Origin of the sequence: Acidiferrimicrobium sp. IK, from assembly GCF_025499425.1 — a bacterium.
In the GTDB taxonomy this organism is placed as follows: Bacteria; Actinomycetota; Acidimicrobiia; order Acidimicrobiales; family Palsa-688; genus Acidiferrimicrobium.
In genome coordinates this window covers 57,926-70,590 of sequence record NZ_JAIMCB010000002.1, presented here as the reverse complement: position 1 = coordinate 70,590, position 12,665 = coordinate 57,926, and the positions used below count along the sequence as shown (strand labels likewise).

Sequence of the window (12,665 nt, the reverse complement as noted above, 5' to 3'; positions counted from 1 at the left end):
GTGGCGCGCCGACACACGACCGACATCACCGATGCCCGTAGGCTGGCACCGTGACGAAGGGGGTCAGCGTGGATGTAGCGACGTGCCCGGTAGCCCACGGGGTGGACTGGCTGGACCAGGCGTTCTTGGCGGAGCCGTTCGACGCGATCGGGACGCTCCGTGAGCAGTCCCCGGTCTGGTACGACGAGGAGCTCGGCCACTACATCGTTACTCGCTATGCCGACATCGAGCAGGTGCTGCTCGATCGGGACACCTTCCACGCCGCCAACGCCTCGTCCCCGATCTGGCCTCCGGTGCCCGAGGCCGCAGCCATCATGCAGGAGGGCGGTTATCGGAGGGTCCCGACGCTCAACAACGCCGATCCGCCCCGCCACGGACCGATGCGCAAGGCGGTCCTGGCCTGCATGTCGCCCCGGCGGCTGCGGGCGCTCGAGCCGGAGCTGCGGGAGTTCACTCGGGCATGCGTGGCCGAGATGGCCCGCCGCCCGAGGGTCGACCTCGTCTCCTCGATCGCAGAGCCGCTCCCGATCCACACCGCCCTGGGGCTGCTCGGGCTCCCGATGGAGGACAGCGACCAGATCCTCGAGTGGTCGTCCCGCCGGGTGGTGCTCACCTACGGGCACCTACCTCCTGACGAGCAGGTCGCGGTGGCCGGCAACGTGGTGGCGTTCTGGAACTACATCGACGCCTTCGTGACCCGGCGCGACCAGGAACGCGCCGACGACTTGACCAGCGATCTACTCCAGTACCGCGACGACAATCCGGACCTGGTGACGACCGACGACGTGCTCAACATCGTCTACTCGATGGCGCTGGCCGGGCATGACTCGACTCGCAACGCGATCGCCAACAGCCTCCGCCGGATTCTCGCGGTCCCCGAGCAGTGGCAGCGTCTCTGCGCCGAACCGGGCCTGATCCCTGACGCGGTGGAGGAAGGTTTGCGCTTCGACCCACCGGTGATGGGTCATCGGCGGCTCGCTGCCCGCGACGCCGCTATCGGCGGTACGCCGGTCCCGGCAGGGGCCAAAATCATCCTGTTGTTTGCGTCCGCCCACCATGACGGTGCCAAGTTTCCCGACGCGGACGTACTCGACGTGAGCCGGCCCAACGCCCGCGACCACCTGAGCTTCGGCAAGGGGGTTCACTTCTGTCTCGGCGCACCGTTGGCCCGCCTGGAGCTTCGGCTCGTCTTGGAGGCGATGCGGGAGATGATGCCTGGGATCAGGCTCGTCGAGGGGCAGGAATGGGAGTACTCGCCCAACGTGCTGTTCCGTTCCCTCCAGCACCTCCTGGCAGACACCGGGGTGACCGCCACCCAAGAGTGACGGCCGCCGGCGCTACAGGCCTGTCAGGCGCTCGCGAAGGGATCTCTTGTCGACCTTGCCGTAGGCATTGCGGGGCAGCGCGCCGGTCACCACGAAGCGTCGAGGCCGCTTGTAGGTGGCCAGCTGCTCGCGGCAGTGAGCGTCGAGCGCGTCTGCGATTTGATCCTCCGCGAGGTCGGTGACCACGACTGCCACGACGAGCTGGCCCCAGGTCCGGTCCTCGACGCCGATCACAGCGACGTCACGAACCGCCGGGTGCTCGGCCAGAGCGGCTTCGACCTCCATCGCGTAGACGTTGGACCCCCCGCTGATGATCATGTCCTTGGCCCGGTCCATCAGGTAGAGGTACCCGTCGGCCTCCTGGCGTCCCAGATCGCCGGTGTGCAGCCACCCGCCGCGGAGGGTCCTCGCGGTCTCCTCCGGCCGCTGCCAGTAGCCGAGCATCACACACGGCGCCTGCACGCAGATCTCGCCGACCTCGCCGAGTGGGAGCTCCTCGTCGTCACCTCCGAGGATGCGCACGTCCACGCCGGGGCGAGGGTAACCGGCGGACGCCAGGTGACCCGGCCCTGCCGCGTCCTTGGGGAGCACGTGATCGGCGGCCGGCATGACCGTCGCGGTCATGGGGGTTTCCCCCTGGCCGTAGAGCTGGACCAGCACCGGGCCGAAGGCGTCGACGGCCCGGGACAGATCAGCGGGGGCAAAAGGCGCGCCGCCGTACACCACCTGGCGCAGGGCCGGAAGGTCGATGGCCTCTCCGGCCATTGCGTCGAGGATCATCACGATCTGGGTCGGCACCAACCAGGTGTTGGTCACGCCGTGTTGGCGCATCAGCTCGACAATCGCCCGCCCGTCGAAGGCGCCGTCGGGGGGAAGCACCTGGTGGGCGCCGCGGGCCGTCGCAGCCAGGGCGTGGAAGCCGGCCCCGTGGCTTAACGGCGCGGCGTGAAGCGTGACGCCGGTGTGGTCCATCGGGGTCAAGTCGGCCAACCACGAGGCGACCGCGAAGGACAGGTTGGCGTGGGTGAGCATCGCCCCTTTCGGGCGGCCGGTCGTCCCTGAGGTGTAGAAGAGCCAGGCCAGGTCGTCGCGCCCGACGGGGACGGGTCGCTGCCGGTCGCCGAGGTGGTTCGACACGAGGGTGTCCAGCGCGTGCACGCCGGTCGGGAGCCCCCCCGGCCCGTCCGCCACGACGACCTCCACTCCGGGCACGCCCGCCTTGAGAGCCATGTCCAGACTGGCGGGGTCGGTGATGATGGCGGCTGCGCCGGAATCCTCGAGGTGGTAGGCGACCTCCGGGCCGGTGAAGCGGGCGTTGAGGGGAACGACACACAGGCCGCTTTTGAAGCAGGCGTACATCGCTTCGAGCAGCTCCGGCCGGTTGCGCATCAGCACGCCCACGCGGTCCTGACGGGTCACCCCGATGGCGGCCAGACCCGCGGCCAGGGCATCGGAGCGCCGGTCAAGCTCTCCGTAGGTGACAGAGCGCTGACCCCATGTCAGAGCCGGCGCATCCGGGAGTCGACGGGCGGTGGCGGAGAGCATCTGACCGACGTTCATCGCGGTCACTGTAGGAAGCGTCCCCGTGCGTGGGGGAGGTCCCGAGCCCGGCTGTGGGGGTGGAAAGGCAACGGACAGGATGCGCCGGTTACGGTGGTGAGGGCACCATGAGACCGGGGGAGATCACCGCGCGCCAAGGCGACGGGCCGAGCGGCGGCCGCTACGGGCGGCTGGCCTGCTACGTGCTTCCTGGAGGCGTCACTGACTCCCGGGCAGCGCTGACGCAGGCCGCAGCCGCCGAGCGGATCGGCATGGGCGGGGTGTGGATCGGGGAGCGTTACGACACCAAGGACCTACCGGCTCTCGCCGGCGCCATCGCGGCGACGACCGGCCGTGTGCGCATCGGTGCCGGGGTGACGCACTTCGGTCTCCGCCACCCCATGGTGCTGGCGTCGATGGGCCAGACCCTGCAATCCTTGAGTGGCGGGCGCTTCACCCTGGGTTTCGGTCGCTCCGCGTCCTGGCGGTGGGACGCATACGGGGTGCCGGAACCGACGCTGCGGACCATGGCCGACACCGCCGGGATTCTCCGCTCCCTGTGGGCGGGGGGCACCGTCTCCTATGACGGACCGGCGGGGTGCTACCCGCAGCTGCGGCTGGCGCAGCGTCCCGACGCCCCCGCTCCCGACATGCTCCTCGCCGCGGTCGGGCCCCGGACCCTGGCGCTTGCCGGGGCCTGCTTCGACGGCGCGATCCTCCATCCGTTTTTGACCGTCGACGCGGTGTCGCAGTCCTGCCGGATCGTGAGGCAGGCTGCGGCCGACGCCGGCCGGGACCCGGAGACCGTCCGGTGCGTGGTCACGGTCGTGGTGGCACCGGACCGAACGGCGGCCGACACCGATCTGGCCATCGGGGCCCGCGCCGCCGGCTATTTCTCCGTGCCCGGGCTCGGAGACTCGCTGGTGCGGGCCAACGGGTGGGACCGGTCGGAGCTGGAGCGCTACCGCTCCCATCCGGTGCTGCGGGCGCTGGGCGACCGTTCCGCCGACAAGACTCTGTCCAGGCCCGAGCTCATCGAGCTCAGCCGGGAGCTGCCGGAAGGCTGGCTGGAGACGACGGCCCTGGCCGGCACGGCTGCGTACTGTGCCGCAGGTTTGCACCGCTACTTGCGTGCCGGTGCCGACGAGATCATCGTTCACGGTTCGACCGCGGAGCACCTCGATGGGCTAGCAGGAGCGTTCGGCCCGTCCGCCCCCGCTGCCGGGGAGCGGCTGGGTGGCTGAGCCCGACCCCACCTCGGTCGCCTCCCGTTTGGCCGCCTGGCTGCGGCCCCGCCTGGCCGCTCTGGGCGAAGGAAACACCGGGGAGGTCACGGTCGGCGCGCTGGAACCTGCCGCCGCCGGTCAGTCCAACGACACCGCCCTCTTCCGGGCTTGGTGGACCGGCGGCGACCGGCCCCGCTCCGGCGAGTTCGTACTGCGCCGGCAACCGGGCGCCAACCGGCTCTTCGACGATGCCGATGTGATCCGGGAGTTCGATGTGATGGCGGCTCTGCAGTTGCGCTCCCGGGTCCCGGTCCCGGAGATGCTCTGGTCCGAAGCAGATGCCGCCGTGATCGGGACGCCTTTTTTCGTGATGCGCCGGGTGGCCGGGCGGGTGCCGACCGCCCGCCCTTCGATCCACACCGCCGGCTGGCTGCCAGAACTGAGCGTCGCCGAGCGGGGGCGTCTGTGGTCGTCGGCCCTCGATGTGGTCGTCGCGGTGCACGAGACTGACTGGCGCGACACCCATGAGTGGCTGGCGCCGGGCGGCGACCCGACTCTCGAGGATCGGCTGGCGGCGCTCGCCAGGTGGTACCGGTGGGTGACCGGAGGGCGATCCTTCCCCGTCACCGACGCCGCTTTGGATGCGCTGCGCGCCGAAGCCCCCGCCGTGCGCGCCGGCGATCCGGTCCTTGTGTGGGGCGACGCCCGGATCGGCAACATGATCGTCGCCGACGACCTCCGTGTCGCGGCCGCCATCGACTGGGAACTGGCCTCGATAGGCCCCCCCGAGGTCGACCTGGGACACTGGCTTTTCTTCGACCGGTTCTTCACCGAGGGGGCCGGAGTCGAACCGCTGGAGGGGTTCCCGGACCGGGCTACCACCATCGCCCGCTATGAGGCAGCTAGCGGCCGGACGCTGCGCAACCTCGAGTGGTTCGAGCTAATGGCGGAGACGATGGTGGCCACTACCTTGATCCGACAGGCCGACCTGCGCGTGCAGGCCGGCCTCTTGCCGGCAGGGACCGGGATGGGTCACGGCAACGCGGTCACCCGTATGATCGCCGCCCGCCTCGGGCTGCCCGTCCCCCGCCTCGACGCCGACTATTTGGCCCACCGCCAGAGCCGGAGCGCCCCGGCGGCCTCCTCGTAGCCGGGATCCTCCTCAGGGCTCCAGCGGAAGATCGAGGAGCCGAATGGCGTTGCCCCGGAGGACCTTCCTCGTCTGCTCGGGAGTGAGGCCAGCGGTGAGCTTGGCCATGATTGTGCCGCTGTCGGGCCAGGTCGAGTCGCTGTGGGGGTAGTCGGTCTCGGCGGTGATGTTGTCCTCCCCGACCTCGTCGATGGAGTCCAAGCCATGCGGGTCGTTGATGAAGCAGCCGTAGACGCTGCGGTAGTAGTAGGTGGACGGAGGCTCCGGGATGTGCTTGGTTTGTGCCCAGCCCTGGTTGTCCTCCCACACCTGGTCGACCCGTTGAAGCGCATAGGGGATCCAGCCAATCTGGCTCTCGGCGTACATCAACTTGAGAGCCGGGTAGCGGACGAGCAAGCCCGACATCAAGAAGTCGATCAGCGATGTCATCGCATTGCCGAACGCCAGTGTGGCGCTCACCGACGGCGGCGCGTCTGGTGACGCGGCAGGCATCTTCGAGGAGGACCCGATGTGCATAGCCACCACGGTGCCGGTCTCGGCGCAAGCATCAAAGAAGGGATCCCAGTAGCCGGAGTGGATGGTGGGGAGGCCGAGGTGGTACGGAAGTTCGCTGAAGCAGACCGCTCGTACCCCCCGGGCGGCGTTGCGGCGCACCTCGGCCGCCGCGGCCTGCACATCCCACAGGGGGATGATGCCGAGCGGGATGAGGCGCCCTCCGGAGTCGCCGCACCACTCCTCGACCATCCAGTCGTTGTAGGCCACCACGCAGGCCATCCCGAGGTCCTTGTCCTTGCCCTCGTAGAACGTCTGGCCGCAAAACCGGGGCAGCGTCGGGAAGCACATCGAGGCCTCGACCCAGCTCACGTCCATGTCATCGAGGCGAGCCTTCGGGTCGTAGCACCCGGGCCGCATCTGCTCGTAGGTGATCGGCGTGAGGGTCATCTCCTCTTTCGGGTACCCCGCGGCAGCGACCATCCGCTTGTGGGTGTAGATCAAGTCCTCGTAGACCCAGCAGTCAACCTTGGTGGGGGAGGAGTCGTCGAAGTGCTCCTTGTAGCTTGCGGTGCCCACGTAGTCGATGTTGCCGATGCCCCGCCGCTCGATCTTCGGGCCCCGATCCCGGTACTTCGCCGGGAGCCAACGGTCCCACACGTGCGGCGGCTCGACGACGTGGTCGTCGACGCTGATCAGCTTCGGTAGGTCCATGTGTGCCTCGCTAAATCCGGCTCGGGCCCGGCCGGCCCCGCGCTCACAGTGTCACCGTAGACGTGACGAAGATGTCAGTTTGGGCTCCGCTCCCCGAGGAGAGGGTCGTCGAGGAGCGGTTCGGCCAGCGGACGAAGGGCACCCGAGCGATTCAGCCCTAGGCTGAACACTGCGCACATCGCCCTGAGGAAGGCGGTTCCCGTGGCATCGAACGCCTCGGGCGACCGGCGGACAAGGCCCAGGTGGCCCCACACCCGATCGTCGCGCAATATTGGGAGGAAGAGGCACGCTCGGTAGCCCGCCGCCACTAGGTGGTCGGCGGTCGCCGTGAACTGCTCGCCGCGCGCCGCGATGTCCGCGAACTGGACCGGTTCGTTGGTCATAACGCTGTGGGCGCTGGCGAAGGAGGGGAGCAGGGGGACGCCGTCCGCAACCCGATCGTGCCAGGCGGGCGGCATGTGGCGTTCGGCCACCAGCCGCATCCCCTCGCCGATCGTGCGGAACACTGCCATCGCGTCTGCGTAGCCTGTCTCGTCGATGCGGGCCAGCAGCTCGGCGCCGGCATCCTCTACCGAGCGGCAAACGGCCAGCGCCTGGCTCAAGGCTGTCACGGCCCGCAGCAGCGACGCCCCGTCGTCGCCGGGGGCGGCCCCCGGCGTGCCGACGTCACCGAGCTCGGTCACGTCCGCAGCGAAGCGGTAGCCCGTGCCGCGCACCGAAGCGATGTAGCGCGGCTGGCGAGGATCGTCGTCCAGCTTGCGGCGCAGTCGGTTGACGAAGATCCGGAGCGTGTTGCGGCCATCGGTCGGCAACCATCCCCACACCTTTCGCACGATCACCTCGGTGGTCAACGCCTGTCCGGGCTGGCGCATGAGAAACGTCAGGAGGGCGTACTCGGTCGGGGACAGGTGAAGGGGCTGGTCGCGCAGGCGGCACTGCTGGGCGCGGAGGTCGACGCAAAGATCTCCCGCGGCGAGGAAGCGGACTCCCGGCTCCCAGCTGCTGTCAGCCCGGCGCACCAAGGCGGCGATGCGCGCTGCGATACCCACCGTTCCGCTCCGGGCCTCGACGATGGCATCGACGCCGGCCGCCACGAGCGCGGCGGCATCGTCGGCGGGGGGAGAGCCGAGCACGACGATCGGCGCGAGGGTCACGGGACGGATGGCGTGAACCGTCGACCAGACGAGCGGGGGAGGGCCGGTGAGCAGGGCAACGGAGATCTTCTGGATCGACGCCAGCCATCGGGCCCGGTCGGCATCAGGGGCCAGTGTCACCAGCCACCCGTTGCGGCCCAGCCAGTCGCGCAGGCCCGGTGCGTCGTCGTCCACCGGGCCGACCAGCAGTACCGGGTAATCAGGGCACACGTCCCCGGTCAACTGGGACGGCGCTACCGAGACCGCGACCCCTGCGTCCCCACCTACGGCCATTTCCCCCCTGTACAGACTTGACAGCGTCTGCCTCGATGATATCGCTCCCAGCGGGGGGCTCTTGGGGCGGTCCCCCGGTTATGAGACAAATTGCCTCACAAAGCGATATCGTGACCGGACACCGAGATGCAGGGGGATGGGGGATGGCACACGACACTGGCGGCGCCGCCGCGAGCTTCTACGACGCCGCACCGATGGCCTTCGACCGCACGGAAGGATGGGCGTACTTTCGGGGTCCTGGGGACGTGTACGAGCGCGACGGGCTTTGGTACCTCACCAGCCCGCAGGCGGTTCGCTTCGCCCACCAGCACCCAGAGATATTCAGTTCGGCCAAGGCGTTCGACAGCCTCGGCAGCCCGGTCCCGCTCATCCCCATCGCTATCGACCCGCCTGCCCACGTCCGCTACCGGCGCCTCCTCGACCCGATGCTGGCCCCGCGCGTGATCGGGGGCATCGAGGACGAACTGCGTCGCCAGGTGAGGGAGATCATCGGCGAGTTCGCCGGCCGGGGAAGCTGTGACGTGATGGCCGACTTGGCGAAGCTCTACCCGGCGCAGGTGATCATGACCCTGTTCGGGCTCCCCCTCGAGGACCGGGACACCTTCATCGCTTGGACCAAGGTGCTCGTCGGTTCGTCGGGGGGTGGCGTGGGCGAAGCCACTCCCGAGCAGATGGAGGCGGGGCTGGCGCTGTTCAGCTATCTCCAGGAGTACATCGACGAGAAGCGAGCGACGCCGGCCGACGACATGTTGAGCCGGGTCCTGTCCATGGAGGGCGAGGATGCCTGGACCAACGAGGAGATCCTCGGGTTGTGCTTCCTCTTCATTCTCGCTGGCCTCGACACCGTCACCGCCGCCATCGGCTTCGTGCTGCGCGCCTTGGGCGAGGACCCCGGCCTGCGGGCACGGATCGCCGCGGATCCGCAGCTCACCGGTCCGCTGGTGGAGGAGGTGCTCAGGTTGGAACTGCCCGCGCCCATGACCCCTCGGGTTACGACCCAGGCGGTCGAGGTGTGCGGGACGACGATCCCGTCCGGCGCGTACGCCTTCTTGTGTCTGGCGACGGTCAACCGGCAGGACCGGGACCACCCCGACAGCATCGATCTGGGCGCCGGCGACAGAGGTCACATGAGCTTCGGCGGCGGCATCCATCGCTGCCTCGGGTCGCACCTGGCCCGGCGGGAACTGCGCATCGTGGTCGAAGAGTGGCTCTCGTTCATACCCGACTTCACGCTGGCAGAGGGCGTTCGGCCGGCTGTCCACTGGCCATCGGGGACTTTGCATTACGAGTCCCTTCCAGTGATCTTCCCGGCAACGGTCGCGGCTTCGCCCGTCGGCGGTGCGGCATGAGGATCCTCATCGACGCGGCCGCTTGCACCGGACACGGTCGCTGCTACTCGCTGGCGCCGGAGCTGTTCGAGGACGACGAGCAGGGCCACGGGCGCGTGGTCGGCGACGGGAGCGTTCCGCCCGAGTTGCAAGCGGCGGCACAGCGAGCGGAAACCGCCTGTCCCGAGCGGGCCGTATCCCTCCTGCCTGCGGGGTGACCCCGGTGGCTGCCACAGAGGGGGCCGCCTACGAGGCGGCGCTCGGAAGCGGCCTCTAACCGTTGGATTCGGCCCGGACCAGCCACGGTGCGAGGGCCAGGTCGATCACCCGGTCGATGAACGCGTCGTCGGCCACGCCACCCGAATGGACCACGCGAAACAGTATCGGGCCTAGAAGCTCGGCCAGGAGGTCGTCGGTGGTGGGGAGCCCCACCAGTTCGCCGGCCGCCACGGCTCTTCGCAGCGCCCGCTCTAACGGGATCGTCGTCCGCCTCAGGAGCCGATCCCTGAGGTCGGCGCCAGGCGGCTCCAGGGCCGCCCGCTCGATAAGGAAGGCCGTGAACTGCACGGCGGCCGGCTGGCTCATGTCCTGAACGGCTCGCCGCAGCTCTTTGCGCAGCCAAGACAGCAGGGGCCCGTCACCCTCGCGGAAGAAGGGTTCGTCGATGTTGGCCATCGTCGCGTAGAGCAGGTCGGCGGCCGTCGCCCAATGGCGGTAGATGGTGGCGCGGCTGACCCCGGAGCGCTCGGCGACCCGCTGGTGGGTGATGGCGCCTGTTCCCTCCTGCGACAGAAGCTCCGCTGCGGCTTCGAGCACAGCCTCCCTGCTGCGAGAGGCACGGGGATCGCGGGAGCGCCGTGTATGGATCGAGACGTGTTCGGCCACGGGCCGAATCTAGGGGCCCTAGACCAGCGCCCGTGCGGCCGCTGCACCCTAGGGCGCGTGAGGCGGTGCCCCGAGGTCGATCGAGAGTCCCTCATACGATGGCGGTCGGCGATCCGTGAAGCTGCGCACGCCCTCGGAGAAGTCGTCCTCCTCCTGCAATTCGTGAACGAGCTGCATGGCCGCCAGCCGGGACGACTCCGCCGGTCGCTCCCAGTCGGCCACCAGTTGCTGCTTGATCGCCGCCATCGAGTGAGGAGAGCAGTTGAGGGCCATGTCCCTGGCATAGGCCATCGCGTCGGCCATCAGCTGTCCCGGCTCGCTCAGGTGATCGACGAGTCCCATAGCATGGGCCTCCTCGGCCAGGATTACTCGTGAGGACAACAGGAGGTCCGCCGCCCGCCCGGCGCCGACCAGCCGCGGCAGCAGCCAGGAGATCGAGTTCTCCGCCGGCAGGCCGCGGCGTGCGAATGCCGTGGTCAGCTTGGCTCCCCTCGCAGCGAACCGGATGTCGGCGGCGCAGGCCTGGATGAAGCCGATCCCCGCGCAGGCACCGTTGATAGCGGCGATCACCGGTTTGGGGACTGTGCGAGCGAAGGTCATCGGCCGCCTGTCCTCGGTCGGAAGGTGTGTGCCGCCGACCGCCGCGGACAGCACCTCCATGTCAATCCCCGGGCAGAAGGACCGGCCCGCGCCGGTGACCACGACGACCCGCACCTTGGGGTCCGCTGCGCCCTCAGCCAGGGCGTCGAAGTAGGCGTTCTCCATCCCGAGGGTCCAGCCGTTGTTGCGCGCTGGTCGGTTGAGGGTCAGGAGAAGGACCCCCTGGTCGAGTTCCCGGAGGACCGGTTCGACAGCGTCGGGTTCGGTGGCCACCGGCGGGGTCTCAGGCCTGCTTTTTGAAGGTCTCGATGGTCCGCCGGACGTCCTCGGTGGCGAACGACTCGCCCTCGGCCGAGAGCGCAAAGGGCGCCACCAGGGCGATGGCGGCCTGGAGGTGCATGTTGAGGGCCCGCTTGGTCTCCTGGAGGGCCTGCGCCGGCTGGGCCGCGAGCTTGTGGGCCAGGGCCGTGGCCTCCTCCATGAGCTTGTCGTCGGGGACGGTCCGGTTGGCCAGACCGAGCGCCACGGCCTCGGCGGCGGGAATGCGCTCACCGGTCAGCAAGTATTCCTTGGCTTTGAGCAGGCTCATCATCAGCGGCCAAGCCACCGCCCCGCCGTCACCGCAGACCAGCCCGATGTTGACGTGGGTATCGGCCATGAAGGTGCTCTCGGCGATCAGCACCAGGTCGCAGCTGACGGCCACGCTGCAGCCGAGGCCCACGGCGGGCCCGTTGATGGCGGCCACGATCGGCTTCGGGAACTCCGCCATGGCGTCCATGAGCCGCTTGGCGCCCCTAAGGGAGAGCCGCCGGTGGTCGGGATCCTCGTAGCTGCGGATGAAATCGGGGATGTTGCCGCCGGCGCTGAACGCCTTGCCGGCGCCGGTGAGCACCACAGCACGGCACGAGTGATCGGCGGCGAGGTGCATCCAGATCTCTTGCATCCCCTCGTGCATGTCGTCGAGGAACGCGTTGCGCATCTCGGGGTTGTTGAGCGTGACGATGGTCACTGGGCCATCGGCCTCTACGAGGAGGTGCGGAGTGGGTGCGAACGGCATGGTCTCTCCAGTCGGTCCGGCGGGTGCGCGGCGGGGTAACTCGACGTATCTGTCAAGTTTAGGTGCATCCTAGCCAGGTGGTGCCGTCCGGGCTCGGCCCGTCACCCTGTCCCCTGCCGCCTGGCCGCCGGGACGTCGCGGGGTTGGTGCGCTCAGCGGCCTTTCCACACGGCTGGCCGGCGCTCGACGAAGGCCGTCGCGCCCTCCTTGGCGTCCTCGCTGGCGAAAACTGCCGGTGCCAGGTCGTCCTGGAGGGCCCAGACCTCCGCGGCGGGCCGCTCGGCCGCTGCCCGAGTCAGCCGTTTGGTGGCGGCCACTGCCAGCGGTCCGTTGGCCGCTATCTGCCGGGCGATCACCAACGCTTCGTTGAGGACGGCGCCGCTCGGCACGATCCTGTTGACCAGACCAAGCGCCAAGGCTCGCTCTCCGTCGATCAACTCACCGGTCAGCGTCAACTCGTAGGCAACGGCGATGGGTATGCGAGCTGAGAGCAGGACCCCGCCGCCGGCCGCTAGGAGGCCCCGCTTGACCTCGGGCAGGCCGAAGCGGGCCCCCTCGGCGGCTACCACGATGTCGCACGCGAGGAGCAGCTCGAAGCCGCCCGCCACCGCCGTCCCGTTGGCGGCGCCGATCACCGGCTTGGTGATGCCCTGGCGCTGCCAGCGGCCGAACGAGGCCAGGTCCTCAGTGGACTCGGCGCCGTCGTGTCCTGCGACGAAGCCCCGCAGGTCCATGCCAGCGCAAAACGCCCGGTCTCCCGTCGCGGTGAGCACCACCGCCCGGACGTCGCGGTCCGCGTCGGCTTCGCGCATGGTCCGACCGATTCCGGCGATCACTGCCTGGGTCATGGCGTTACGGGCTTCGGGCCGGTTGATCCGGGCGACGACAACACCGCTGTCGTTCCAGACCTCCAGGTCCACTG

At 69.3% G+C, this 12,665-nt stretch carries 12 protein-coding genes; 5 read left to right on the top strand and 7 right to left on the bottom strand.

The features are described 5' to 3' along the window. The first annotated feature begins 50 nt into the window (after positions 1–50). Positions 51–1,325: a cytochrome P450 gene (locus K6U06_RS03775; RefSeq protein ID WP_262320565.1), complete on the top strand. Its 1,275-nt coding sequence runs from the start codon at positions 51–53 to the stop codon at positions 1,323–1,325. 12 nt (positions 1,326–1,337) lie between these two features. On the opposite strand, the gene K6U06_RS03770 is transcribed toward K6U06_RS03775, so the two are convergent. Continuing rightward, complete coding sequence (locus tag K6U06_RS03770; RefSeq protein WP_262320564.1) at positions 1,338–2,885, bottom strand: AMP-binding protein; 1,548 nt, start codon at positions 2,883–2,885, stop codon at positions 1,338–1,340. Positions 2,886–2,992: 107 nt separating this feature from the next. Between K6U06_RS03770 and K6U06_RS03765 the strand changes: the two genes are divergently transcribed. Further along, on the top strand, positions 2,993–4,108 hold the full coding sequence (locus K6U06_RS03765; protein WP_262320563.1) for a TIGR03857 family LLM class F420-dependent oxidoreductase: 1,116 nt from the start codon (positions 2,993–2,995) through the stop codon (positions 4,106–4,108). Further along, positions 4,101–5,240: a phosphotransferase family protein gene (locus K6U06_RS03760; RefSeq protein WP_262320562.1), complete on the top strand. Its 1,140-nt coding sequence runs from the start codon at positions 4,101–4,103 to the stop codon at positions 5,238–5,240. Before K6U06_RS03765 ends, K6U06_RS03760 begins: the two co-directional genes overlap by 8 nt. A gap of 12 nt (positions 5,241–5,252) precedes the next feature. Here the strand turns inward: K6U06_RS03760 and K6U06_RS03755 are convergent, their stop codons facing one another. Further along, positions 5,253–6,446, bottom strand: a complete 1,194-nt coding sequence (locus K6U06_RS03755) for an amidohydrolase family protein (RefSeq protein WP_262320561.1) — start codon at positions 6,444–6,446, stop codon at positions 5,253–5,255. A gap of 74 nt (positions 6,447–6,520) precedes the next feature. Next, positions 6,521–7,873: a winged helix-turn-helix domain-containing protein gene (locus K6U06_RS03750; RefSeq protein WP_262320560.1), complete on the bottom strand. Its 1,353-nt coding sequence runs from the start codon at positions 7,871–7,873 to the stop codon at positions 6,521–6,523. A 143-nt stretch (positions 7,874–8,016) separates the two neighbouring features. Here K6U06_RS03750 and K6U06_RS03745 point away from each other — a divergent pair, with 143 nt between their 5' ends. Continuing rightward, positions 8,017–9,222, top strand: a complete 1,206-nt coding sequence (locus K6U06_RS03745) for a cytochrome P450 (RefSeq protein WP_262320559.1) — start codon at positions 8,017–8,019, stop codon at positions 9,220–9,222. Further along, positions 9,219–9,419, top strand: coding sequence for a ferredoxin (locus tag K6U06_RS03740; protein ID WP_262320558.1), 201 nt, complete (start codon positions 9,219–9,221; stop codon positions 9,417–9,419). The genes K6U06_RS03745 and K6U06_RS03740 overlap by 4 nt, the downstream gene beginning before the upstream one ends. Before the next feature lie 55 nt (positions 9,420–9,474). Here the strand turns inward: K6U06_RS03740 and K6U06_RS03735 are convergent, their stop codons facing one another. The 4 genes from K6U06_RS03735 to K6U06_RS03720 form a co-directional block, all read right to left on the bottom strand. Then, positions 9,475–10,017: a TetR/AcrR family transcriptional regulator gene (locus tag K6U06_RS03735; protein WP_262320557.1), complete on the bottom strand. Its 543-nt coding sequence runs from the start codon at positions 10,015–10,017 to the stop codon at positions 9,475–9,477. A 117-nt stretch (positions 10,018–10,134) separates the two neighbouring features. Continuing rightward, positions 10,135–10,959: an enoyl-CoA hydratase-related protein gene (locus tag K6U06_RS03730; RefSeq protein ID WP_262320556.1), complete on the bottom strand. Its 825-nt coding sequence runs from the start codon at positions 10,957–10,959 to the stop codon at positions 10,135–10,137. A gap of 10 nt (positions 10,960–10,969) precedes the next feature. Beyond that, complete coding sequence (locus tag K6U06_RS03725; protein ID WP_410050977.1) at positions 10,970–11,743, bottom strand: enoyl-CoA hydratase/isomerase family protein; 774 nt, start codon at positions 11,741–11,743, stop codon at positions 10,970–10,972. Positions 11,744–11,895: 152 nt separating this feature from the next. After that, a complete protein-coding gene (locus K6U06_RS03720) occupies positions 11,896–12,663 on the bottom strand; it encodes an enoyl-CoA hydratase-related protein (protein WP_262320554.1) in 768 nt (255 codons plus the stop codon). Between the last annotated feature and the right edge of the window lie 2 nt (positions 12,664–12,665).

Bases quoted from the DNA above. Each gene is read 5' to 3' on its own strand.
- K6U06_RS03770 (WP_262320564.1), bottom strand. From the start codon at position 2,885: ATGAACGTCGGTCAGATGCTCTCCGCCACCGCCCGTCGACTCCCGGAT.
- K6U06_RS03765 (WP_262320563.1), top strand. From the start codon at position 2,993: ATGAGACCGGGGGAGATCACCGCGCGCCAAGGCGACGGGCCGAGCGGC.
- K6U06_RS03755 (WP_262320561.1), bottom strand. From the start codon at position 6,446: ATGGACCTACCGAAGCTGATCAGCGTCGACGACCACGTCGTCGAGCCG.
- K6U06_RS03750 (WP_262320560.1), bottom strand. From the start codon at position 7,873: ATGGCCGTAGGTGGGGACGCAGGGGTCGCGGTCTCGGTAGCGCCGTCC.
- K6U06_RS03745 (WP_262320559.1), top strand. From the start codon at position 8,017: ATGGCACACGACACTGGCGGCGCCGCCGCGAGCTTCTACGACGCCGCA.
- K6U06_RS03740 (WP_262320558.1), top strand. From the start codon at position 9,219: ATGAGGATCCTCATCGACGCGGCCGCTTGCACCGGACACGGTCGCTGC.
- K6U06_RS03725 (WP_410050977.1), bottom strand. From the start codon at position 11,743: ATGCCGTTCGCACCCACTCCGCACCTCCTCGTAGAGGCCGATGGCCCA.